The following is a 24,517-nucleotide window of genomic DNA, read 5'->3' as shown; positions in this document are numbered from 1 at the left end:
GTTTTCTTTAAGATAGATATATTACTCTAGAAAGGTAAAGGAGGGAATTCCCTATGAGAAAGAAACTCTTTCTGACCAGTGCTGCGGTCTTGTGGGCAGTAACAGCTATGAATAGCGCCCATGCAGCAACAGATGTTCAAAAAGTTATCGATGAAACCTATGTCCAACCTGAATATGTCCTAGGTTCTTCATTGTCTGAAGATCAAAAAAATCAAACCCTTAAAAAACTAGGCTACAATGCCTCAACAGATACAAAAGAACTCAAGACCATGACACCTGATGTCTATTCTAAGATTATGAATGTTGCCAATGACTCTAGCTTACAATTGTATTCATCAGCCAAGATTCAAAAACTAGGTGACAAATCACCACTTGAGGTCAAGATTGAAACTCCAGAAAACATTACTAAGGTGACGCAGGATATGTACCGAAACGCAGCCGTAACGCTGGGAGTGGAACATGCCAAAATCACTGTAGCAGCACCCATTCCAGTTACAGGTGAGAGTGCCTTAGCAGGGATTTATTATTCGCTAGAAGCTAATGGAGCCAAGGTGCCGCAGGCCAATAAAGATTTGGCTCAAGAAGAGCTAAAGGCTTTGTCAGATATCAATGCTGAAAATAAGGACAAATCAGGCTATGATGCTAATAAATTAAACGTTGCCCTAGCCGATATCAAGTCAGGACTCGCCAAAGCTAAAGAAAGCAAGGGAAATCTGACAGAGGAAGATGTCCGTAAAATTGTTGAAGATACCTTGAAAAATTACAAACTTGATCAGGTTATAACAGGAAACCAAATCAATATCATCATCAATTTTGCTTTGAATCTCTCAAAGAGTGATATCCTCAGCAATGCAGATTTCACTAAAACCCTAAATGACCTTAAACAAAGTATTGTTTCACAAGCTGGCGACAGTTTTAAAAATATCAACCTTAATTTTGATGCGGATAAGGCGCTAGAGGACGGTGGGAACTTCTTAAGCTCCCTCTGGCAAGCCATTGTCAACTTCTTCAAGAGTTTTGGTTCTTAAGAAAAATCATGGTATAATAGATGGTAACCGTAACGTTGCCGTCTTTTTTGTCGGCCAATAGAAAGAGAAGAGAATGTTAAAGAAAAATGATATTGTAGAAGTTGAAATTGTTGACTTGACCCATGAAGGTGCAGGAGTGGCCAAGGTGGATGGTTTGGTCTTTTTTGTAGAGAATGCTTTACCGAGTGAAAAAATTCTCATGCGTGTCCTCAAGGTCAATAAAAAGATTGGCTTTGGAAAAGTTGAAAAATACCTTGTCCAGTCACCACACCGTAATCAAGATCTAGATTTGGCTTACCTGCGTTCAGGAATCGCGGATTTAGGACACCTTTCTTATCCAGAACAGCTCAAGTTTAAAACTAAGCAAGTCAAGGACAGTCTATACAAGATTGCTGGAATTACTGATATAGAGGTTGCTGAAACTTTGGGTATGAAAAATCCAGTCAAGTACCGCAACAAGGCACAGGTGCCTGTTCGTCGTGTTAATGGTGTCTTGGAAACTGGATTTTTCCGTAAGAATTCGCATGACCTCATGCCTCTAGAAGATTTCTTTATCCAAGATCCTGTGATTGACGAGCTAGTAGTAGCCCTACGTGACTTGCTCCGCCGTTATGATTTGAAACCTTATGATGAAAAGGAACAAGCTGGCTTGATTCGTAATCTTGTGGTGCGTCGCGGACACTATTCAGGGCAAATCATGGTTATTTTGGTGACAACTCGTCCAAAAGTTTTTCGTGTTGACCAATTGATTGAACAAGTTATCAAGCAGTTCCCAGAGATTGTGTCTGTCATGCAAAATATCAACGACCAGAATACCAATGCGATTTTTGGTAAGGAGTGGCGCACTCTTTATGGTCAAGACTATATTACGGACCAGATGTTGGGAAATGACTTCCAAATCGCTGGACCAGCCTTTTATCAGGTCAATACTGAAATGGCGGAGAAACTCTATCAAACAGCCATTGACTTTGCAGAGTTAAAAAAAGATGACGTGGTTATTGATGCTTATTCTGGTATTGGAACCATTGGTTTATCAGTCGCCAAGCATGTCAAAGAAGTCTACGGTGTTGAAGTCATTCCAGAAGCGGTTGAGAATAGTAAAAAAAATGCTCAGCTGAACAATATTTCAAACGCCCACTATGTCTGTGACACAGCTGAAAATGCTATGAAGAATTGGCTTAAAGATGGGATTCAACCAAGTCTTATCCTAGTGGACCCACCAAGAAAAGGTCTCACAGAAAGCTTTATCAAGGCAAGCGCTCAAACAGGAGCAGACCGCATCGCCTATATCTCATGCAATGTCGCAACCATGGCGCGTGATATCAAACTCTACCGAGAATTGGGATACGAGTTGAAGAAAGTCCAGCCGGTGGATCTTTTTCCTCAGACGCATCACGTGGAGTGTGTTGCTCTGCTCGTAAAAACCTAGAAACCTTTGAATGAAAGGGATAACGAAAAGCCTTGATTGCAAGGCTTTTTGTATTGGCGTGGGGAAGTATCAGAGTGAGAAAATTTTTGGAATGAATAGAAGTGATAGCTAGAAATTATCAGTTTCTATTTCCATTTACCCTGTGGGTACGTGTTTGTTTCCATTGACAAGGAGATTGTGGGAATAGAAACGTCCCCACCTTACATATCTCCAGAATGGGCGATTGAAATTGAGACAATTTAATAGAGATAAGCTCTTGTTATGTTTCTTTTAAGTCAATTAACTAACAATACTCAAAGTATGCTCAAAAATATGATATAATCTAGGACATAAGGCAATACTGTTTTAAAGTATTTTCTCTTAACCATGTCTCGTTAGACAAATCTGATTCGTCTGGTTTTCTAATAGATTTTAATGCTGACTTGGTTTTATAGCCTTATGCTCTCCATTATTTTAGTGTAGAACACTTTGGTTATTAGTTTTTTGTTACATTGTAAGCAAATCAATAGAGATAGAAAAAGGAATTATATGTTTAGTTATGAGGTTGTAGCAAGTTTTAACGACTTAGAAAATGCTATTTATACAACTATTTTAGAAAATGAAAATATATCCTCTATGACAATCAAGGAATTGTCCCAACTTGCACATGTATCAGTTGGAACCGTACAACGATTTTGCAAGCATCTAGGATTTGATGGATATAGCCATTTTAAGATTGCTTATAAAGAATATTTAAAAAATGAGCAAATTATTTTAAACAATCAAGACAATCATTCTTTGAAGCTATTCATTGATTATACTGAGCAAGATACTTTTTTACAGCTGATTATGGAGGCTGTGGCAATCTTAAAGAAAGTTGAACAGATTGTTTTTGTCGGAATTGGTTCCTCTGGAACTTTAGGTCGATATGGAGCGCGCTATTTTTCAAATATTGGCAAATTTAGTATGTGTATTGAAGATCCTTGGCAACCAGTGCTACAAAACAGTATGGAAAAAACTTGTGTCATTGCCTTATCCGAATCTGGTGAGACTTCTCAAACATTGAAAATTGTACAAAAATTAAAGGAAAAAGGTTGTCCAGTTATTGCCATCACAAATACATTGGAATCAACATTGTCAAGGCTATCTGATTGCTCCATAACCTATCATGTTCCTCAATTATTTTTAAATGGGTTTAATATTACGACGCAGGTACCTGTTATTCTCATTATTGAAATGTTAATGAAACAACTATATACTACAAAAGCATAAGGGTGTCTATGAATTTATTTGATTATCATAAAGTAAAAGGGCTAAATAATAGTGAATTAAGCGTGTATAATTTTATATTGCAACATAGAGATAAAGTTGCTACGATGACTATCAGAGAGCTATCGACATCTATAAATCTATCGACAACAACCATCATTCGTTTTGCGAAAAAGATGGGATTTGATAGCTACAATGATTTAAAATATGCCTTGTCAAGGTCGGAAGATAAGGAAAATAAACATCGTCACTACTTTCCTATTGATATTCCAGCAATACAATTTTTACAGACTAGTGTCCAAGATGAAGCTTTAAAAAAACAACTATCAGAGATAGCAGACTTGATCGTTCAAGCCAAACAAGTTATCTTTTTAGGGGTGGGTACTAGTCTAAGTTTGGCAGAATATGGCTCATATCTTTTTTCTGGAATCGGTATTCTTAGCTTTGCTATTACTAACCCATTTTATTCTCTGAAATTGCATCATTCTAATTTGGAGGATGTTTTGGTTATTGCTCTAAGTGTCAGCGGTGAGACAGAAGAAGTTCTAACTCTGGTACAGGGATTCAAAGAAAGAAATGCTAAGATTGTTAGTCTGACAAATACAGATATTTCCACTTTATCACAGCTATCGGATATAAATTTATCCTACTTTATGCCAGTTGCCTACGCAGATTCCTCGCTACGTTCCACTAATTTGACCACTCAGATTCCAGTTGTCTATTTTTTAGAATCCTTACGTTACCAAGTTTATTTAAAAAAATAGGAGTGAAAACTCTTGTTTTTTTTATGTAACAAATATTGTTCGACTGTACATTTATTTTCTATCTCAATATCTATTGTCAGCAGATACAGTATGTTATAAAATAGACTTGTTCATAGCGCTAGTACAAAATACAGAAAGGATTGGTAAAATGGCAAAAATACCAGAAGGCTTTTTATGGGGTGGGGCAGTTGCTGCTCACCAAATTGAAGGAGGATATGATAAAGGTGGAAAAGGCATTTCGATAGCCGATGTGATGACGGTTGGAAGTGCTAGCCACTCTCGACAGATTACTGATGGCGTCTTACCTGACGAATATTATCCGAATCATGATGCAATAGATTTTTACAGAACCTATAAGGACGATATACAATTATTCGCTGAGATGGGATTTAAGTGTTTTCGAACTTCGATTGCCTGGACTCGTATCTTCCCAAATGGAGATGAAGAAGAACCTAACGAAGAAGGGTTGAAATTTTATGATGATTTATTTGATCAGCTGCTAGCTCGTCAAATTGAACCGGTCATCACACTCAGTCACTTTGAAATGCCCTATCATCTAGTTACTAAGTATGGTGCTTGGCGTAATCGCAAGTTGATTGATTTCTTTGTTCGTTTTGCGGAAGTCGTCATGGAACGATATAAGGACAAAGTTAAGTATTGGATGACCTTTAACGAGATCAATAATCAAGGTGCAATTAATGTTCCTTGGTGCTCATGGACTAATTCTGGTGTCATTTATCAAGAAGATGAAAATCCAGTTGAGGTACTACAGCAGGTTATCCATTATCAGTCAGTGGCTTCTGCAAAAGTTGTACAATTGGGTCGGAAAATCAATAAAAATTTCAAAATTGGTTGTATGCTGGCAATGGTACCATTTTATCCGAATACATGTGATACAAAAGATATACTTGCTAGCCAGAAGGCAATGGAGCATCGTTTATTTCACTATGGAGATCTTCATGTTTTTGGAGAGCGTCCTTACTATATCGAGGCCTTTTGTCGAAAAAATAATATCAAACTGGATATTTTACCAGAAGATCTAGAAACTCTAAAAGAAGGTTGTGTAGATTATATTGGCTTGAGTTACTATATGAGTGATACAGTGACTGCTACAGCATCTGAGGAAACAGAAGAACTTTTCAAAGATGTTTATACTAAGAAAAATCCCTATATTGAATCAAGCGATTGGAGTTGGCAGATTGATCCTGAGGGATTACGCTATAGCTTAAATCTTTTATACGATCGCTATCATTGTCCGCTTTTTATAGTTGAAAATGGATTCGGTGCTTATGATAAGGTAGAGCCTGATGGAATCCATGATTCTTACCGCATTGATTACCTCAAACAACACATTGAACAAATGATGTTAGCGATTGAAGAAGATGGCGTAAATGTCATTGGTTATACCCCTTGGGGCTGTATCGATATTGTTAGTGCTGGTACAGGTGAAATGGAGAAGCGTTATGGCTTTATCTATGTCGATAAGAATAATAATGGCGAAGGAACTTTGCAACGAATGAAGAAAGATTCCTTTACATGGTATCAAAAAGTGATTACATCAAATGGAAACGAATTATAGGGAGTAATTAAAATGAATATTGGATTGTTTTGTGCAGCAGGTATGTCAACAAGTATTTTGGTTGAGCGAATGAAAGAAGCGGCTCAGAAAAAAGGGAAAGATGCAACAATTGCAGCTTATTCCATCAGTGAATTGGAACAAAGAGTTGGAGATATTGATGTGGCTCTATTAGGCCCACAGGTTGGTTTCCAACTTGAAAAAGCAAAAGAAATTTGTGCTTCTCACAATGTTCCTGTAGAAGTGATTGCAATGGCTGATTATGGCACTGCAAACGGTATGGCAGTTCTTAAACAAGCTTACATGATGAAAAAATAAGGAGAAGATGATGAAGGATAAACTGATTAAAAAGTTTGTTGATGGGATGATGGCCTTTGTCAATACCAAAGGTGTAACAGCGATAAAAGATGGTATTGTTTTCTCTATGCCATTGTTGATTGTTGGCTCCATCTTTCTTATCTTGGCCAATCTTCCAGTTCCAGCTCTAGCAACGATGTTAGAAACTAGTGGTATTACCCCTGTTCTCAATCAAGCAATTGGTGCAACCTTTAATATCAGTGCGATTGTAACAGTCATTGGGATTGCGTATACCTATGCTAAGCTAGAAAAACAGGAGCCGCTTGGGGCAGGTGTCATTGCCCTAGCAGTTTTCTTGCTAATCCAGCCTTCCAGTTTGATTTCTCAAAATGGGGATGTAGTTGGTAACATTATTCTGAAGGATTGGACTTCCGGGAAAGGGATGATTGGTGCCATTATCGTTGGTTTGATTGTAGGAGCAAGCTATTCTTGGTTTTTGAAGAAAAATATCAAAATCAAAATGCCAGATGGCGTACCAACTGGTGTAGCCAACGCATTTTCAGCCTTGATTCCTGCTACTGTTATCATCACAGCGGCAACGATCTTTGTCGGACTTGTTGAACAATTGTTTAAGGTCACAACGATTGAAGTGATTTATAATCTTATTCAAACACCAATGCAAGGCTTGACTGACTCATTGTTTGGTGCGGTGCTTATGTGTTTCCTTGTACCATTCTTATGGATGTTTGGGGTTCACGGCTCAACTGTAGTTGGTGGCATCATGAGTGGCTTGCTACAGGCGAATGCTTTGGAAAACCAAGCCATTTTAGATAAGGGCCTAGAATTAAATCTAGCCAATGGCGGTCATATTGTGACGATTCAATTTTTTGATCAATTTATCAATGTTACAGGTGCCGGGATTACGATTGGTTTGGTAGTTTACATGGTTGCATTTGCAAAATCAAAACAACTAAAAATTCTTGGACGTCTTGAAATGGTTCCAGCCATCTTTAATATCAATGAGCCGGTGCTCTTTGGTTTGCCGATTGTAATGAATCCAGTTTTAGCAACTCCCTTTATATTAACGCCTATTTTATCTTGTATCATCCAGTATTCAGCGATTTATTTTGGACTGACACCTATGTATGGTGCCGTTCAAGTTCCGTGGACTTGTCCTCCAATTATTTCAGGATTTATCATCGGTGGTTGGAAAACAGCCTTGTTGCAAACACTTATTTTGGTTATGTCTTTCTTTGTTTATTATCCGTTTATTAAACAGATGGATAAACAAGCTTTACAAGCTGTAATACAAGAAACAAGCGATTTAGAAGATGAAGATTGGTAAGAGAGGTATTAAAATGGACGAAAAAGTACTCGAAGTGTGTTTTCAAATTATCACCTATGTAGGAACAGCAAAATCTATGTACATCAATGCTATTCAATTGGCTAAGCAGGGTGAATTCGAGCAGGCTAAAGATAGAATTAAACAAGGCGAAGAAGCATTTGTACAGGGACACAATGCTCACCACTCACTTTTGACAAAAGAAATGAATGGGGCATTAAGCCAAACAGGTCTACTTCTGATGCATGCTGAGGATCAGTTAATGAGTGCAGAAGGTTTTCGAACGATTGCTGAGGAATTTATAGCAGTCTATAAACGCTTTGAGGAAGGTAAATAGAGCAAGTTATGAAAGTAAAAAATCAAGCAATGTTAATTACCTATTCAGACAGTCTTGGAAAAAATCTGAAAGACTTGAAGTAGGTCTTAGAAGGCCCTTTGAAAGATGTGGTCGGTGGTGTCCACATTCTTCCCTTCTTTCCATCGTCAGGCGACCGCGGGTTTGCACCCATGAACTATACCAAGGTTGATGAGGCTTTTGGAGATTGGAGCGATATTGAGGCACTCAGTCAAGACTACTACCTCATGTTTGATTTCATGATTAACCATATCTCAGCCAAGTCGCCTTTTTCCTTGATTTCCTAGAAAAGAAAGATGAGTCTGCCTATGCGGATTTGTTTATCCGCTACAAAAACTTTTGGCCAAACAGTGGGCCGACTCAGGAAGATGTAGACCTGATTTACAAACGGAAGCCACGTGCTCCCTATCGCATTGCCAAGTTTGCTGATGGTAGTGAGGAAAAAGTTTGGTGTACCTTTGATGAGCAACAGATCGACCTCGATGTGACAACAGAAACAACTCGTCGCTTTATTCAGGAAAATCTGGAACAGCTGGCGGACCACGGAGCTTCCATTATTCGCTTGGATTCCTTTGCCTACGCCAATAAGAAAATCGGCACTAACTGTTTCTTTGTTGAACCAGATATTTGGGAAATGCTTCATTTTCCGCGTCAGCTATTGGCACCAAAAGGAGTGAAAATTCTTCCAGAAATTCATGAACATTACACCATTCAGCAAAAAATCGCTTAGCAAGACCACTATGTCTATGACTTTGCCCTTCCAATGCTGGTTCTTCATGCTCTTTATTCAGGTAATGTCAACCGTCTTGTTCACTGGATGGAAATCTGCCCTCGCAAGCAATTTACAACCTTGGACACGCACGATAGTATCGGAGTGGTCGATGTCAAGGACTTGCTAACAGATGTTGAAACAGAGGCGACAAGAGAAGCCCTCTATACCCAAGGAGCAAATGTCAAAAAGATTTACAGCTCAGAGGCCTACAACAATTTGGATATTTATAAGATAAATTGTACCTACTATTCAACTTTAGGAAATGATGACCAAGCCTATCTCTTGGCACGTGTGCTTCAATGTTTTGCACCAGGTATTCCGCAGATTTACTACGTTGGCTTGTTGTCAGGAGAAAATGATATCGAATTGCTCGAATCAACCAAAGAAGGCCGCAACATCAACCGTCACTATTATGATTTGGAAGAAATTGAGCGAGAAGTTCAACGCCCAGTTTGTCCAGTCCTTGTTCGATCTGCTCAAATTCCGTAATACCAGCGCAGCATTTGATGGAGAGTTTGCTGTTGATATGGAAGACGCTAATACTATCCACATCAGTTGGACCAATACCGATGCCAATACAGTGGCAGAATTAAGAGCTAATCTGAAAGATAAATCATTTGAAATTACAGAGAAAATAGATAGTGAAAGAACATCGATTTATCTATAATAGAATACAAAAGAGTGGTGGAAACGTTTGATTTCCTCACTCTTTTTGTTAGCTAGTTAGTAACAAAATAGTACTTAAACGTAAACTATGAATTATATTCTGTTGTGACGATAATTGTTCGAGAATATTTGTAATAAAAAAACAGGAACAGTCAATTAAACTGCTCCTATTTTTGTGATAGAATATAGGTAGTTATAACCGAGAGCAACTAAGAAGCAATAAAAATATTATTCATAAAATAATCAAGATTAGGAAGATAAAATGACAGAAATTGATAAAAGGAATTTAAAAAATTATCTTTATTGTACATTTGGAATTACTTATATAGCTTGGGGGATTCTTGCCATCTTTACGCAATCTCATATTTTGGGATTAGAAACATTTATAGGGAGAATGTTACATATAGTAGGTGCACTTGGTCCAGCTATTGCAAGTGGCTTTTATTTGAAAAGTAATAATATAAAATTTAAACATTTTGTATTTAATAAAAGAAAAAATAGTAGTATTTATTTCATTATTCATTTGTTAGCAATTTTGATACTATTTTCTGTATCTTCCTTAGAATTAAACGGAGTATCAATTTATCTGATGCCGCTATTCTTTATACAATTAATTTTTTTTGGTGGTGGACATGAAGAATTAAGATGGAGAGGTATATTACAACCGTTACTTGATAAAAAATATACTTATTGGCAATCTAATTTGATTGTAGGATCAATTTGGGGGATTTGGCATCTGCCTTTATGGTTTATAGTTGGAGAAAGCCATCAAGGATTTCCTTTTATTTTATTTTTTATATATACATTATTTTTAAGTTTTGTTTTAGGGCTTCTTTATCGTCAAACGAAATCTGTGGGGTACTGTCTATTATTTCATGCATTCGCAAATTTGTTAAATCTCTATTTTGTGTTAAAAATTAATCTTATTTTTATTATCATATTTATTACTTATTTAATTTATACAATATTGGCGAGTAATAGGATTAGTAAGGAAACAACATTTTAAAATTTAGATCAGTATATCCATTATTGAAGGTAACAATCGGTCTATCTAGATAATCGATGTTAAAGAATTTTCTGTTGTAATTTCAAGTGGAATGATGAATGTCGTTTCTTTTGCAACTGGCGAAAATCTTTCCGTTCCACAGTATCATTTTAAAATGATTTTCATTGCCTTTTGTTTATTAGTATAAAAGAAGAATATTAACACATGTTGAGTGTGTAAGTTTGTTAGTTAAACGAAGTTAATCTTCAAAATGTTCGGTGAACCTTTTGAGTCTGCCAATGGGATAGCTGTCGTAGAGTAAGGAGTTTACGACGAAACGATACGGTAACAGCGAACCGCTGAGTGTGTAGCCTTGAAATGATGTTTTAAGAAGGTGGAAAAAAGAATTTACTATATCCTAAGGGTAACTAATCAGTATTATATTCTGAAAAATCAATCTACGGATAATTTAGATGAGGTTATAAATGATTATATTAGAGTTATATCAAAATAATTATTCTAAAGATTTAGTCGCATTTGATTCCATAAAAGATGGGAAAGCCTTTGTAGCTCAAATTCCGGGATACACTCTGGAAACAGAAGATGGTTTTGAAGTGGAGTATTTTAATCCTAAAAACATACCGGATTATATGGAAATTATTTTTAACGGAAATATTGTTCCTTTATCTAAATTTATGTTCGATCCTGAGGAAAATGTAGACATTATTTGGAAAGAGATTTCAAATTTATCCCTCAAAAACGATAGAGTAATCGAAGGATATTCAAAAATCGATGCATATGTCGTTAACAACCATGAAGTTAAAGCCTATGTCGAAACAAGAGAAACGAACTATCGTAAAGCAAAAGACTTCTTAGAAAGCCGTGGATATGAAATCGACAGAAGCTTTTTCGGAAGTGAAGACGGCGAAGCGATTCTCTACAGAAAAAAAGGTGCCGAAGATTGGCATTTCTTATCACATTTAGACTCAATGTTTGTAGAGATTGAAGATGTAGAAGGATATGTTAAAGAAGAGGTGGGAGAGATTCAATAGTCAAGCAAAGTTCCTTGTGAGTATGTACCTTTGCTAGTAAAAGCGTCAAAACGTTGTAACGAAGGGGGTTAAGAAAACCCTTGAGTGTAAGCCTTCTTCTTGTTTAGAGGGAAAGTATTAGAGTAGCCGCTCATAATTTATACTAGATTTGATAACTTATTTGAGATAGATTTTATTTCTATAAATACTGTGAAAATTTTTTAATACTAAAGATTTAAAGTTACTTTGAGAAGTTACACTCTCCACTTTTAAACTAATGTATTATAAAAGCGAGTTGACACAAGTGTTACACCTATGATAGAATTAACTAGAGGTGAAGAAAATGGCAACCGATAAAAATAGAATAATGATTAGCTTGGATGATAAAAATCTAGAGAAACTTGAAAATTTAGTAGAAGATGCTAGAGATAGAAGAGGAATGCGACTAACAAAGTCCCAGGTTATAGAATTACTCCTAAATACTGTTGATTATTTCGATGATATTATGGGAGCTATTTACTCAAAAAAATAACAGCAAAAATGCTATTATTTTTTTACAAACAGGTGCAACACTAGTGAAGCAGGAGTGATAAAATGGTTGTTTATATTAGACAAAGCAAACTACCAAGTGAAGTTTCAATTAATAAATACAATGCTCAAGTAGGTGCCTACTTACAAGGAGAAGAAATTATTTTATATCAATCTTTTTCTGAAATAGAACAGTTAACAAGTGAAGATATAGTTGTAGATTATATAATGGAGACTAGAGCATTGCTAAAAATGATGGGGTTAAATGTTCCGGTTTATGACTATCCTATTGAGCTTAAAGACTTTTATGGTCGAAAGATTTATGAAGGTGTTTTAGGAGAGATTGTAAATATACCTGATAATTGGGGAAAATTTATTAAGCCTAAAGCTGGTTCAAAAGTCTTTACTGGAAGAGTTGTTAACGGAACCCGTGATTTGATAGGTATTGGTCTACCTTTTGACTATCCTATATGGATTAGTGAGGTTGCAGAATTCATAGCAGAATGGCGTTGTTTTGTTTTAGATGGTAGCGTATTAGATGTTCGACCCTATACAGGTGATTATCATGCACAATTTGATCCTAGTGTAATTGATAAAGCCATATCATGTTGGAAAGATGCGCCAATAGCTTATGGACTAGATATTGGTGTTACTAGTGATGGCAGAACACTTGTTGTTGAAGTAAATGATGGTTATGCATTGGGAAATTATGGCCTATCTCCTTTAAACTCAATCAACTTTCATAAAGCTAGATGGAAAGAAATGGTAAAACCTTATTTTGAAAAAAACGATGTCTTTACTATGCCTGAAAATGAAAATATAAGTTTCTAAAAAGAACAGAATTAAATCTGTGTATCTGCAACGAGTAAGTTGCAGTTTTTTGTTTTGAATAATGATATAATAGATTAAGAAAATAATGAAAACGCTATATATTTGAAAGTTGATTAGGAAAGCAGGAAGTATGGAAACAATCGATATTTTTTGCCTTTAGAGTCTTAAATTTTACATCATATTAATAAATTGAACCACACCATTATATCCCCAATTTTTTAGGTTGTTCTGTATGTCGTTCTTATTTTGCTCAGTAAGATAATAGTCGTTGACATAAAATTTTGTATTTGAATCAGTATGTTTAATAATCTCTTTCAAATACGGAATATCAGGTATGTCAGATGGTACAATATTTAGACCGAAATCATAGACTTCTTCCAAAGTGAATAGGCTATTAAAAAAATCTATATTTTCTTTCTAAAACAGTAGTGCAATTAAAGACCAAATAAAAAGCAGCCTTTGAATACGAATCAATGAGTTTGCTTCTAATTTTGATTTTTTCAGGATTCTGTATTTTTGAGTTTATCCAATCAAAGAAGGCAGCATTTTGACATAATTTATATACACAAACTAAATCATTTAATTTTGTTAAACAGATGTTTTTATCCTTTAGAATTTGTTTGAAAGGTATCTTAGAAAGTTTTTTTCAAATTCATTCCATGTAATATTATCGACATTTTTATCATGATTTGCATATTCGGTTAGAGTGAAAAAGAATTCATAAGCTTCTAGATTACCTTCATGATAGTTAGACCCATAATATCCGCCATCTTTAAATGATTTTTTGCTGTCTTCATCGACTTCAGGGATAGTTAAATTTTGAAAACCTTCAAGTTCAATTCTATTAATAGCATTATTAAAGTCAAATTTACTACCAAATTCTTTACAAGTGTCTATTATGAACTTTCTAAAATCATTGTATCCTGTGTTTAATTTATAGGCCATATCAAACCCATTTCCAATAATAAAAAGTGTATTCAAGTTTTCTACCTCCTGAAATATATTATACCAACTTATTGAGATAAATAGTAGTAGACTTATATTACATATTTTAAGATGTGGAACTTATTAATTTGATTGGTAGCGAAAACAACTAGAAGTAGCCCATCAAGATATTTTAAATTAGATAATATTGCATTTGCAATTATAACAAAGGAGTACTAACATGCCGAAATATACCGATGAAGATATTAGAAAATTAAATAAAATCACATTAAAAATTGCTGGTGATTATTTAGGTATAAGTTCACAAGCAGTTGCGATAGGTCTTAGAAATAATCTTCTTCCAATTGGTTTTGCTATTCATAACGAAGAAAGAGACAGACGTTTCACTGAGAGTTGGTCATATCATATTATTGCTGAAAGAATGATTTCATACAATCACGGTAAGCTATCTGAGATCCGTGTTGAAAATATTGAAACTAGTTTAGATAAAATTATAGAGGAATTTAACGGTTTAAAACAAGATTTACTTTTTATATTAAGCGAAAATGCAGAAGTGAAGAATTAGAAGTTTTTGAATTTGCGTTTTCGCTTGGTAAATATAAAAATGGTGATGTGAAATATAAGGGTAAAGGTGTTTCAAATGAAGATGATAAAGACCTTTTCTAGAGAAGAACTCTATGAAGTAATCTGGGAAATAAGTGCAAAACAAGTTTCATTGAAATATGATTTAAGCTATTCAGACTTACTCAAGAAATGCAAAGAATTTGAAATCCCAATTCCAAATGGTAGTTATTGGTATCGTAAGAATACTGGACAAGATTTAAGTGAACTTATTATTCCATTACCACAAAATGACGTAAATGAGGTTCATATTGATAGAAAAAGTCTAAAGAACAATAGAATAAAACCTAGTAAACATAAAGAAGATAGTACGGAGGATAAAAACGAAGATACTGTTAAACTTGATACAACTAGTATAAGAAGTTCATTATCATTTATAGAGGACGATAAAATAGAACGTATTATTGAAGCAGTTTTAAACCTAAACCAGGCTCCAAATAAGAGATTACATAAATCTGTAGCTAATCTAAGAGATAAAATCGCAGAGTGGAATAAGAGGGAAACAGCTGCTTCCTATCTCTACTTTGATTCTAGGCACAGATATAATGATTTAAAAGAACCTAAATTTGTAAAAAATATTTCACTCAATTCTCTTCCACGTTTATATCGCTTTTTAGATACACTAGTTACTGTAATTGAAAGAATTGGTGATAATGTAACTTCAAATTGGGATATTCAAATTGATAAGGATATTGTTCGTTTTGAAGTTATAGAATCAACAGACAAAGTAAGTCATGAATTAACAAAAGAAGAAGCTAAAGAACTAGCAGAGTACAATGATAGCGTTAAGTTTAATGGATATGCTTTTAAACCAAGAATAAAGAAGTATGACTATATACCAAATGGAAAATTCCGATTTAAGATAATAGATGGGTAAATACATTAAAGATACTAAAGAATTCACACTTGAACAATCAATCCCAGAAATAATTGTTTTAATTTACCAAGAGCATTATAAAGTTAAGAACTTACGCCTTGAACGTGAAGAGAAAGCAAGACTATACGAAGAGGAGCAAGAGCGAAAAAGAAAATTACAAAATAGAATCGAAGAAGAGAAGAAGCGGACAATGTCTCTTCTGAATATGCTAGAAGATTTTCAAACAGCAAATGATTTAAGACTGATGGCTGATAAACTGGAGATAGTAGGGAAACTTAGTAAAGAGGAAATTGATTGGATTAGATCCAAGGCTGACTGGATCGACCCAATAGTTTCTTCATCAGATGAATTATTAGGAATCAGAAATCATGAAAATTCTAGAGAAGAAAAAGAACAATATCTAAGTGAGAAAAGGTACTACTGGTAAATTTGTGTTTTTAGTTTTTCACAGAGTGTAGTGTTATTAGAGTAAATGATTAACTAAACTAATAATAAATCATTTTACACATTTATTATAAATAGGTCTTTAATACAAGATAGTATATACTTTCGTTCTATAATTTAGAAGTTTTCTTGCACTATGTTTAGTCACTATCACTGCTTGTTATTTCTATAAATTAAAATAGTAAGATTTTTTGAAAACAAAATTTTTATTGTTCAGGAACAATTTGTATCAAAGTGGTTGTTCAAGTTGAACTTCTTAATGGCTAAGGTCTTTTTATAGTTTTAGTGGTATAATAAACAATATGAATAAGCTGTTTTTGGGGGACAAAATGATTGATAGTATTAAAGTGAAGAAAGTTGAAATAGACTCTAAAAAAATTCCCATAGACAGCTCAACAAACCTCTCTGAAAAGATAAAATTGGGACAAAATACTACACCTATTTCTGTTTTGGCTGATACCTTTAGTAGCTTTCAAGCAACTGTAAATGCTAACATTATTTCAGAATTAACTGCAACTTCAAATGTATTAAGTTCAGCTAAATTAGTGAATATTACTAATTTGACAACTTCTTTACTAAGTCTGCCTTCATCAATTCAAGTGGACAAAAGCGTTATTAATGTTATGTTAGAAGTGATTGATTCGTACAATAAGATGTTGTCAAGCACACACTTGCAAGCAATTCAAAACATTGCAGAGTCTGCTAAAAATTTAATTGCTAGCTATCAAATTGATTATTCAAAGACTTTTAGTGGCATTAATGAACTTTTAAAGTCACTGCCTTCGATTTACACACAAGAAGAAATTGAGCAGATTATTTCTCGAGTTCAACTGCTGGCAGAAAATGGATGGGTTATTTATTTTCGTGATAGAAATGTTTATCAACGTTTACTTGCTGAGGAATGGAATACCTTGGAGGACGAATGGTTAGAGCTGCTTAGGGATAAACTAAAAAATGAGGATTTTATTATTGACTTACAAAATTCAGCGTGTTATTCAGCTCCTCTTGTAAGATCAATGGTTGATTGCTACTTTAATCGAAACTTTTATGCAGCATACACTCTGGGAAGTTTGGCAATTGATGGTGCACTAAATAGAATTTCAGAAATGACTTCATTAGAGAAAAAAATACCAGTAGGTCACCGAGCGATTAAAGAAATTGATAATATATTTATTGATAAGTCGTTTAGCGATGTAGGACTGATGCACTGGCTGTATAGTTTCTTCAAAGATACTAATAGATTTACACTTGATGAACCAAATCGACATATGATTAGTCATGGTCGGTGGGAGAAAGAAATCGAAGAACAAGAGTTTTTGAAGTTATTTAATGCAATGTTGTATATTTGTGATGAGTATGATTATTGGGAAGAAGTTATTCGTTATGAACAAGACAACTAAATATTTTTGGAGGTTAAACACCTATGCTTGAAATATATCCTTTTATTCAGGAGCTAGTTAAGTGTGAAACGACCATACAGAAAATAGAAGTTTTCAATAGATGGAACCTTCATGAGTGTAGAGTTTTTCTATTTGATGAAGAAAAGTCAAATTTTGGTAATATAGGCAAATCATTTAGCTATGGAAAGTTTAATCTGATTGGTTTGGGAGATTACCAAAAAATTTGGGTTATTGATAAAAATACTGTGAATGCTAAGGATAATTTCTTACCCGTTGCCAGAATTATCAATTATGACTTAAACATTTTTACCTACATACATGATTTATATAGAGGAAGAAATGTCCCAGATAAGGAGAATTTAATTAAATTTTTACACGAAATTAAATCGTTGCGTCTAACAAATAATATTTCAAATGCTTTAATGGAAAGATATACCACCCCAATAAATCGTGAATTATTAGCCAAAATGATTGAAAGTTATGTTTATTTTGATAGCACTAATTTTGAAGTATTTCAATCTAATGTGCCTCAGACTCTAAAACCAGATAAATATATTTGGATGAAAGAAATCTGGGAAGATGCAGAAAACTACCTAAGCAATGATGAGGTGATACAACAGTATGAGGCAGTATGTTGCTATATATTGAAAGCATTCGTTTTGAAAAATACAAAAAATCTTTCTACAAAAGCTAAAGTAGCTGAGTTTAAACGCTATTGTTTTGAGGATTTATGCGTATTTTTAGAATTGGAAATGACTTTATTAATACTTTTTTTGAAAAATGATAGTGCTGTTCAAGAAATATTTAAAAAGTTACAGCTAGGGGCTAAGAAGTTAATTGATAAAATACATAATACAGCATGGGATATTTTTCATATAAGACTATTGGAACAAAGTACTTTATTCAATTGTATTGAAAATTCAGATGTGATTTATCTCCATTATTTCGCAACTGCGGATTCTGGAGTGGCTGAGGTATTACGAGTCAATCCGATTAAAATGCTGGTTTATTATAATGAAAAACTTATACCTATACGTCGATATGATGCACTAGATTTCTTCACTCAAGATGAATTAGATTTTTATACTACTGCAGAAAAAATTACATTACGTGAGACGAAAGTTCAGAGTATTGATTTCTGTTCTATAAAGCAAGGATTGGTCAGTGAGTTAGGGGATTTCCTTACTAAATAAATTTTAATAGTTCCGTTCTATAGTATTATTCCAAAATCACTTTTACATACTTTCGTTCTATAATATAGAAGTTTGCTAGCACCACACGTGGAGTGTGTAGGATTGCTTGAAAAAGCGTAAAAACCTTGGAACGAAAGGGATAATAGACTTTCTGCGAAACAAAAATACAAGACAATAAAACTATGGATGATGAAGCAAGTAAACAATTAAGCGATATCCGTTTCAAGAGCCTTGTAGGTGTTCAGCGCACGACTTTTGAAGAGATGTTATCTGTGTTAAAAACAGCTTATCAACGTAAACGCGCAAAAGGTGGACGAAAATCCAAATTAAGCCTAGACGATCTCCTCAAGGTAACTATTCAATACATGCGAGAATAGCGCACTTATGAACAAATTTCGGCTGATTTTGGCATTCACGAAAGCAACATAATTAGTCGGAGTCAATGGATTGAAGCAACTCTTATTCAAAATGGTTTTACGATTTCAAATTCTGCCTTAATTCTGTAAAAACAGTAAAATTCGAAGGATTGTAAGGTAAGAGTTTTTTTCTTTCTGAAAAAATGGTATAATAGCAATCAAAACTAGAAAATAAAACGGAATTTGGAACAGATTTATCTGTATCCTAGTAGAGTGGTGATACTATGAAGATTAGTAAGAGGCACTTATTAAATTATTCCATCTTGATTCCTTACTTGCTTTTATCTATTTTGGGCTTGATTGTGGTCTATTCGACCACCAGCGCTATTTTAATCGAAGAAGGCAAGAGCGCCTTGCAATTGGTTCGAAACCAAGGAATCTTTTGGATTGTTAGTTTGATACTGATTGCCTTAATTTATAAATTGAGACTAGATTTTTTGAGAAATGAGCGACTAATCATTTTAGTTATATTGATAGAAATGCTTTTATTGTTCTTGGCTCGTTTTATTGGTATTTCCGTAAATGGGGCATACGGTTGGATTTCGGTTGCAGGAGTAACTATTCAGCCAGCTGAGTACTTAAAAATCATTATTATTTGGTATTTGGCTCACCGATTCTCCAAACAGCAAGAAGAAATAGCTATTTATGATTTTCAAGTTTTGACTCAAAATCAATGGCTTCCCCGTGCTTTTAATGATTGGCGATTCGTTCTCCTGGTTCTGATTGGAAGTTTGGGAATTTTCCCTGATTTAGGAAATGCGACTATTTTAGTCTTGGTTTCCTTGATTATGTATACAGTTAGTGGAATCGCTTATCGCTGGTTTTCAACCATTCTGGCGCTCGTATCTGCCGCTTCTGTCTTTGTCTTGACCACTATCAGCCTAATCGGTGTTGAGACCTTTTCAAAAATTCCAGTATTTGGCTATGTGGCCAAGCGCTTTAGTGCCTTTTTTAATCCTTTTGCCGATCGTGCGGATGCGGGTCACCAGTTATCTAATTCTTATTTTGCCATGGTCAATGGCGGTTGGTTTGGTCTAGGTCTTGGGAATTCGATTGAAAAACGAGGTTATTTACCAGAAGCTCATACAGACTTTGTCTTTTCTATCGTGATTGAAGAATTTGGCTTTGTTGGTGCCAGTCTTATTTTAGCTCTCTTGTTTTTCATGATTTTGCGGATTATCTTGGTCGGTATCCGAGCGGAGAATCCTTTCAATGCTATGGTTGCACTCGGTGTCGGAGGGATGATGTTGGTTCAGGTATTTGTCAATATCGGAGGGATTTCGGGCTTGATTCCATCTACAGGAGTGACTTTCCCCTTCTTATCCCAGGGTGGAAATAGTCTTCTAGTCTTATCAGTGGCAGTAGCCTTTGTCTTAAATATTGATGCCAGTGAAAAACGCGCTAAGTTGTACCGAGAATTGGAAAATCAACCAATGAACCTTCTGTGAAGTAGAATAAAGAAAGGATAGTCTATGTCTCTTCAAAAATTAGAAAATTATAGTAATAAAAGTGTTGTGCAAGAAGAAGTATTGATTCTAACAGAATTGCTGGAAGATATCACTAAAAACATGCTTGCCCCAGAGACCTTTGAAAAAATCATGCAGTTGAAAGAATTATCAACGCAGGAAGATTATCAAGGTCTAAACCGTCTAGTGACTAGCTTATCAAATGATGAAATGGTCTATATTTCACGCTATTTTTCAATCTTACCTCTTTTGATTAATATTTCAGAGGATGTGGATTTAGCTTATGAAATCAATCATCAAAATAATATTGATCAGGACTATTTAGGTAAATTATCTACAACGATCAAAATGGTTGCTGAAAAAGAAAATGCCGTTGAGATCCTAGAACACTTGAATGTTGTCCCTGTTTTGACAGCCCATCCAACACAAGTGCAACGCAAAAGTATGTTGGATTTAACAAATCATATTCATAGTCTTTTGCGTAAATACCGTGATGTTAAGTTGGGGTTGATCAATAAAGAAAAATGGCACAATGATTTGCGCCGTTATATCGAAATTATCATGCAGACAGACATGATTCGTGAGAAAAAATTAAAAGTGACTAACGAAATCACGAATGCTATGGAATATTACAACAGCTCCTTTTTGAAAGCTGTACCTCACTTGACGACGGAGTATAAGCGCTTAGCGCAAGCCCATGGGCTGAATTTAAAACAGGCTAAACCGATCACGATGGGAATGTGGATTGGTGGAGACCGTGATGGGAATCCCTTTGTTACAGCAGAGACCTTGAAGCAGTCTGCACTCACTCAGTGTGAAGTCATCATGAACTATTATGATGAAAAGATTTACCAACTTTATCGTGAATTTTCTCTTTCAACTAGTATTGTCAATGTAAGTAAGCAAGTCAGAGAAATGGCTCGTCAGTCTAAGGATAATTCGATTTACCGCGAAAAAGAGCTTTACCGTCGTGCCTTGTTTGATATTCAATCAAAAATCCAAGCAACAAAAACCTATCTGATTGAGGATAAGGAAGTTGGGACTCGTTATGAAACCGCCAATGATTTCTACAAGGATTTGATTGCCATTCGAGATTCTCTACTAGAAAATAAGAGCGAGTCCTTGATTTCAGGTGATTTTGTGGAATTATTGCAGGCAGTAGAGATATTTGGTTTTTACCTAGCATCAATTGATATGCGACAAGACTCTAGCGTCTATGAAGCCTGTGTGGCAGAACTCTTGAAATCAGCAGGAATTCATTCTCGATATAGCGAGTTGAGCGAAGAAGAAAAATGTGACCTTCTCTTGAAAGAGTTAGAAGAAGATCCCCGAATTCTTTCTGCGACTCACGCAGAGAAATCAGAATTATTAGCAAAAGAACTAGCTATTTTTAAGACGGCTCGTGTTTTGAAAGATAAGTTGGGAGATGATGTCATCCGTCAGACCATCATTTCACATGCAACCAGCCTTTCTGATATGCTAGAATTAGCTATTCTATTAAAAGAAGTAGGACTGGTGGATACGGAAAGGGCGCGTGTTCAGATTGTTCCCCTTTTTGAAACAATTGAAGACTTGGATCATTCAGAGGAAACAATGAGACAATATCTTTCTCTTCCTCTTGCCAAAAAATGGATTGCTTCACGTAATAACTATCAAGAAATCATGTTGGGCTACTCTGACAGTAATAAAGATGGCGGTTACTTGTCATCATGTTGGACCCTCTACAAGGCTCAACAACAATTGACTGCTATTGGAGATGAATTTGGCGTTAAGGTTACCTTCTTCCATGGCCGTGGTGGGACTGTCGGTCGTGGTGGTGGGCCAACCTATGAAGCCATCACATCTCAACCGCTCAAGTCTATCAAGGATCGTATCCGCTTGACGGAGCAGGGTGAAGTAATTGGCAATAAATACGGTAATAAAGACGCTGCTTACTATAACCTTGAAATGCTAGTATCGGCAGCTATTAACCGTATGATTACTCAGAAGAAGAGCGATACCAATACCTCAAATCGTTATGAAGCCATTATGGATCAAGTAGTGGACCGTAGTTACGATATCTACCGTGATTTGGTCTTTGGTAATGAGCATTTCTATGATTATTTCTTCGAGTCAAGTCCAATCAAGGCTATTTCAAGCTTTAACATTGGTTCTCGCCCAGCTGCCCGTAAGACGATTACTGAAATCGGTGGTTTGCGTGCCATCCCTTGGGTATTCTCATGGTCACAAAGTCGTGTTATGTTCCCTGGATGGTACGGGGTTGGTTCAAGCTTCAAGGAATTTATCGATAAAAATCCAGAAAATATTGCTATTTTACGAGATATGTACCAAAATTGGCCTTTCTTCCAATCGCTTCTTTCAAATGTTGATATGGTTTTGTCAAAATCAAATATGAATATTGCTTTTGAATATGCTAAACTTTGTGAAGACGAGCAAGTTAAGGCCATCTATGAGACTATTTTAAATGAATGGCAAGTTACTAAGAACGTTATCCTGGCTATTGAAGGACATGACGAACTCTTAGCTGACAATCCATATCTAAAAGCTAGTCTGGATTACCGTATGCCTTACTTTAATATTCTCAACTATATTCAGTTGGAGTTGATCAAACGCCAACGTCGTGGAGAATTGTCCAGTGATCAAGAACGATTGATTCATATCACCATCAACGGAATTGCGACAGGATTGCGTAATTCAGGTTGATAATTTTCAAGAGTGAATATCAAAAAAATTCTAATAGACTATTGACAAGTAGTTTAAAAATGATATAATTTAACCATTCAGAAAAGTAATCGTACAAACTTTCAAGAGAGTCTGTGGTAGCTGAAAACAGATAAGTGGCGATGATGAAAATTGGGCTGAATGCTATTTAGAATTTGAAATCATAAGAATTCGGTGAGCACACCTTACAGTGCATCTCGTTATTGCGAGACAGAGCGATAGGGAAATTCCCTATAATTGAGGTGGTACCGCGCATCGACGTCCTCACACAAGTTTTTTGTGTGAGGACTTTTTTGATGGAGGTTAGTATGGAAAGAAAACGATGGCGTCGCTTGTTTATACTCAATGAAAATCAAAAAGCAAACTAGGAAGCTAGCCGCAAGCTGCTCAAAACACTGTTTTGAGGTTGTGGATAGAACTGACAGAGTCAGTATCATATATCTACGGCAAGGTGAAGCTGACGTGGTTTGAAGAGATTTTCGAAGAGTATTAGATAAGTGAAGTATTTTAAAGGAAGTAAAAAGGAGAAAGAGAATGAAAAATAAACATTTGATTGGAATGATCGCTGCCTTGGCAGTCTTAGTAGCAGGAAGCTTGATCTACTCTTCAATGAATAAACCAGAAGCTAAGAACGAAAAGAAAGTTGCTAAAGTTGGTGTCCTTCAGTTTGTCAGCCATCCATCTCTTGACTTGATTTATAAAGGGATTCAAGATGGACTTGCAGAAGAAGGTTATAAAGATGATCAATTGAAAATTGACTTTATGAACTCAGAAGGTGACCAAAGTAAGGTTGCGACAATGAGTAAACAATTGGTTGCAAATGGGAATGACCTTGTGGTTGGTATTGCAACACCAGCTGCTCAAGGTTTGGCTAGTGCCACAAAAGACCTACCGGTTATCATGGCCGCTATTACAGACCCAATCGGAGCTAACTTGGTCAAAGATTTGAAAAAACCAGGTGGCAACATTACAGGTGTATCTGACCATAATCCAGCTCAACAACAAGTTGAACTCATCAAAGCTCTCACACCAAATGTGAAAACAATCGGAGCTCTTTATTCAAGTAGCGAAGACAATTCAAAAACACAGGTAGAAGAATTTAAGGCTTATGCTGAAAAAGCAGGTTTGACAGTGGAAACATTTGCGGTTCCTTCAACAAATGAAATTGCTTCAACAGTCAATGTTATGACTAGTAAGGTTGATGCTATCTGGGTTCCAATTGATAACACTATTGCTTCAGCCTTCTCAACTGTTGTATCAAGTAACCAATCAGCTAAAAAACCAATCTACCCAAGTGCAACTGCCATGGTAGAAGCAGGTGGTTTGGCATCCGTTGTAGTTGACCAACATGATCTTGGTGTGGCAACTGGTAAAATGATTGCGCAAGTTTTGAAAGGTGCAAAACCAGCTGATACTCCAGTCAATGTCTTTTCAACTGGTAAGTCAGTCATCAATAAAAAAATAGCACAAGAACTAGGTATTACGATTCCTGAATCTGTTCTAAAAGAAGCAGGACAAGTGATTGAATAATCTACAATGGAGGAGTTGGGGACATCTCCTCCAATTTTTTACAAAAGAAATC

General features: G+C 35.4%; 21 protein-coding genes, 2 pseudogenes and 1 other annotated feature. Of the genes and pseudogenes, 22 read left to right on the top strand and 1 reads right to left on the bottom strand.

Features of this window, described 5'->3' with window-relative positions; translation table 11 throughout:
• Positions 1-53 precede the first annotated feature (53 nt).
• The 13 genes and pseudogenes from HT698_RS00750 (at position 54) to HT698_RS00690 (ending at position 12,852) form a co-directional block, all read left to right on the top strand.
• Entirely contained in the window at positions 54-1,028 is a 975-nt protein-coding gene (locus HT698_RS00750) for a DUF1002 domain-containing protein (RefSeq protein ID WP_042751122.1), read from the top strand.
• 73 nt (positions 1,029-1,101) lie between these two features.
• The gene (rlmD, locus tag HT698_RS00745; RefSeq protein WP_173218356.1) at positions 1,102-2,457 is read left to right on the top strand and encodes a 23S rRNA (uracil(1939)-C(5))-methyltransferase RlmD; all 1,356 of its coding nucleotides are present in this window, start codon (positions 1,102-1,104) and stop codon (positions 2,455-2,457) included.
• Between the two features lie 528 nt (positions 2,458-2,985).
• Positions 2,986-3,708: a MurR/RpiR family transcriptional regulator gene (locus HT698_RS00740; protein WP_173218358.1), complete on the top strand. Its 723-nt coding sequence runs from the start codon at positions 2,986-2,988 to the stop codon at positions 3,706-3,708.
• 8 nt (positions 3,709-3,716) lie between these two features.
• Positions 3,717-4,469: a MurR/RpiR family transcriptional regulator gene (locus HT698_RS00735; RefSeq protein ID WP_023932686.1), complete on the top strand. Its 753-nt coding sequence runs from the start codon at positions 3,717-3,719 to the stop codon at positions 4,467-4,469.
• Positions 4,470-4,617: 148 nt separating this feature from the next.
• Positions 4,618-6,048 (top strand): 6-phospho-beta-glucosidase, encoded by a 1,431-nt coding sequence (locus tag HT698_RS00730; RefSeq protein ID WP_173218360.1) that lies wholly within the window; start codon positions 4,618-4,620, stop codon positions 6,046-6,048.
• Positions 6,049-6,060: 12 nt separating this feature from the next.
• On the top strand, positions 6,061-6,363 hold the full coding sequence (locus HT698_RS00725; RefSeq protein WP_001020606.1) for a PTS sugar transporter subunit IIB: 303 nt from the start codon (positions 6,061-6,063) through the stop codon (positions 6,361-6,363).
• 10 nt (positions 6,364-6,373) lie between these two features.
• Complete coding sequence (locus HT698_RS00720; protein WP_173218362.1) at positions 6,374-7,687, top strand: PTS sugar transporter subunit IIC; 1,314 nt, start codon at positions 6,374-6,376, stop codon at positions 7,685-7,687.
• 13 nt (positions 7,688-7,700) lie between these two features.
• Positions 7,701-8,021: a PTS lactose/cellobiose transporter subunit IIA gene (locus HT698_RS00715; RefSeq protein ID WP_173218364.1), complete on the top strand. Its 321-nt coding sequence runs from the start codon at positions 7,701-7,703 to the stop codon at positions 8,019-8,021.
• Positions 8,022-8,029: 8 nt separating this feature from the next.
• A pseudogene (gene gtfA, locus HT698_RS00710) lies at positions 8,030-9,478 on the top strand (sucrose phosphorylase).
• A gap of 261 nt (positions 9,479-9,739) precedes the next feature.
• Positions 9,740-10,483, top strand: a complete 744-nt coding sequence (locus HT698_RS00705; protein WP_050971353.1) for a CPBP family intramembrane glutamic endopeptidase — start codon at positions 9,740-9,742, stop codon at positions 10,481-10,483.
• Positions 10,484-10,947: 464 nt separating this feature from the next.
• Positions 10,948-11,514, top strand: coding sequence for a hypothetical protein (locus HT698_RS00700; RefSeq protein ID WP_050971352.1), 567 nt, complete (start codon positions 10,948-10,950; stop codon positions 11,512-11,514).
• Between the two features lie 322 nt (positions 11,515-11,836).
• Positions 11,837-12,025 (top strand): hypothetical protein, encoded by a 189-nt coding sequence (locus HT698_RS00695; protein ID WP_000179769.1) that lies wholly within the window; start codon positions 11,837-11,839, stop codon positions 12,023-12,025.
• Positions 12,026-12,087: 62 nt separating this feature from the next.
• Positions 12,088-12,852 carry an ATP-grasp domain-containing protein gene (locus HT698_RS00690; RefSeq protein WP_050252851.1) on the top strand — a complete coding sequence of 255 codons (765 nt, stop codon included), beginning with the start codon at positions 12,088-12,090 and terminating at the stop codon, positions 12,850-12,852.
• 609 nt (positions 12,853-13,461) lie between these two features.
• Here the strand turns inward: HT698_RS00690 and HT698_RS00685 are convergent.
• Positions 13,462-13,833, bottom strand: a complete 372-nt coding sequence (locus HT698_RS00685; protein ID WP_173218366.1) for an AbiH family protein — start codon at positions 13,831-13,833, stop codon at positions 13,462-13,464.
• Positions 13,834-14,017: 184 nt separating this feature from the next.
• Between HT698_RS00685 and HT698_RS00680 the strand changes: the two genes are divergently transcribed.
• The 9 genes and pseudogenes from HT698_RS00680 (at position 14,018) to trpX (ending at position 24,465) form a co-directional block, all read left to right on the top strand.
• The gene (locus tag HT698_RS00680; protein WP_001127479.1) at positions 14,018-14,362 is read left to right on the top strand and encodes a hypothetical protein; all 345 of its coding nucleotides are present in this window, start codon (positions 14,018-14,020) and stop codon (positions 14,360-14,362) included.
• A 75-nt stretch (positions 14,363-14,437) separates the two neighbouring features.
• On the top strand, positions 14,438-15,295 hold the full coding sequence (locus HT698_RS00675; protein ID WP_240147172.1) for a hypothetical protein: 858 nt from the start codon (positions 14,438-14,440) through the stop codon (positions 15,293-15,295).
• Complete coding sequence (locus HT698_RS10225; RefSeq protein ID WP_240147173.1) at positions 15,288-15,722, top strand: hypothetical protein; 435 nt, start codon at positions 15,288-15,290, stop codon at positions 15,720-15,722. The genes HT698_RS00675 and HT698_RS10225 overlap by 8 nt, the downstream gene beginning before the upstream one ends.
• Positions 15,723-16,068: 346 nt before the next feature.
• A complete protein-coding gene (locus tag HT698_RS00670) occupies positions 16,069-17,139 on the top strand; it encodes a hypothetical protein (RefSeq protein ID WP_173218368.1) in 1,071 nt (356 codons plus the stop codon).
• 23 nt (positions 17,140-17,162) lie between these two features.
• Complete coding sequence (locus tag HT698_RS00665) at positions 17,163-18,332, top strand: hypothetical protein (protein ID WP_173218370.1); 1,170 nt, start codon at positions 17,163-17,165, stop codon at positions 18,330-18,332.
• A gap of 182 nt (positions 18,333-18,514) precedes the next feature.
• Positions 18,515-18,829, top strand: a pseudogene (locus HT698_RS00660) (transposase family protein); the annotation flags it as partial.
• 143 nt (positions 18,830-18,972) lie between these two features.
• On the top strand, positions 18,973-20,196 hold the full coding sequence (locus HT698_RS00655) for an FtsW/RodA/SpoVE family cell cycle protein (protein WP_050242906.1): 1,224 nt from the start codon (positions 18,973-18,975) through the stop codon (positions 20,194-20,196).
• A 24-nt stretch (positions 20,197-20,220) separates the two neighbouring features.
• The gene (gene ppc, locus HT698_RS00650) at positions 20,221-22,917 is read left to right on the top strand and encodes a phosphoenolpyruvate carboxylase (protein WP_173218372.1); all 2,697 of its coding nucleotides are present in this window, start codon (positions 20,221-20,223) and stop codon (positions 22,915-22,917) included.
• 69 nt (positions 22,918-22,986) lie between these two features.
• Positions 22,987-23,204 (top strand) — a binding site (T-box leader).
• Positions 23,205-23,469: 265 nt separating this feature from the next.
• On the top strand, positions 23,470-24,465 hold the full coding sequence (gene trpX / locus HT698_RS00645) for a tryptophan ABC transporter substrate-binding protein (RefSeq protein ID WP_173218375.1): 996 nt from the start codon (positions 23,470-23,472) through the stop codon (positions 24,463-24,465).
• Positions 24,466-24,517 lie beyond the last annotated feature (52 nt).

The sequence above is a fragment of the Streptococcus sp. 3109 genome (assembly GCF_013276905.1).
In the GTDB taxonomy this organism is placed as follows: domain Bacteria; phylum Bacillota; class Bacilli; order Lactobacillales; family Streptococcaceae; genus Streptococcus.
Note: the sequence above shows the minus strand (reverse complement) of the source record. Positions and strands in the feature narration are given on the sequence as shown.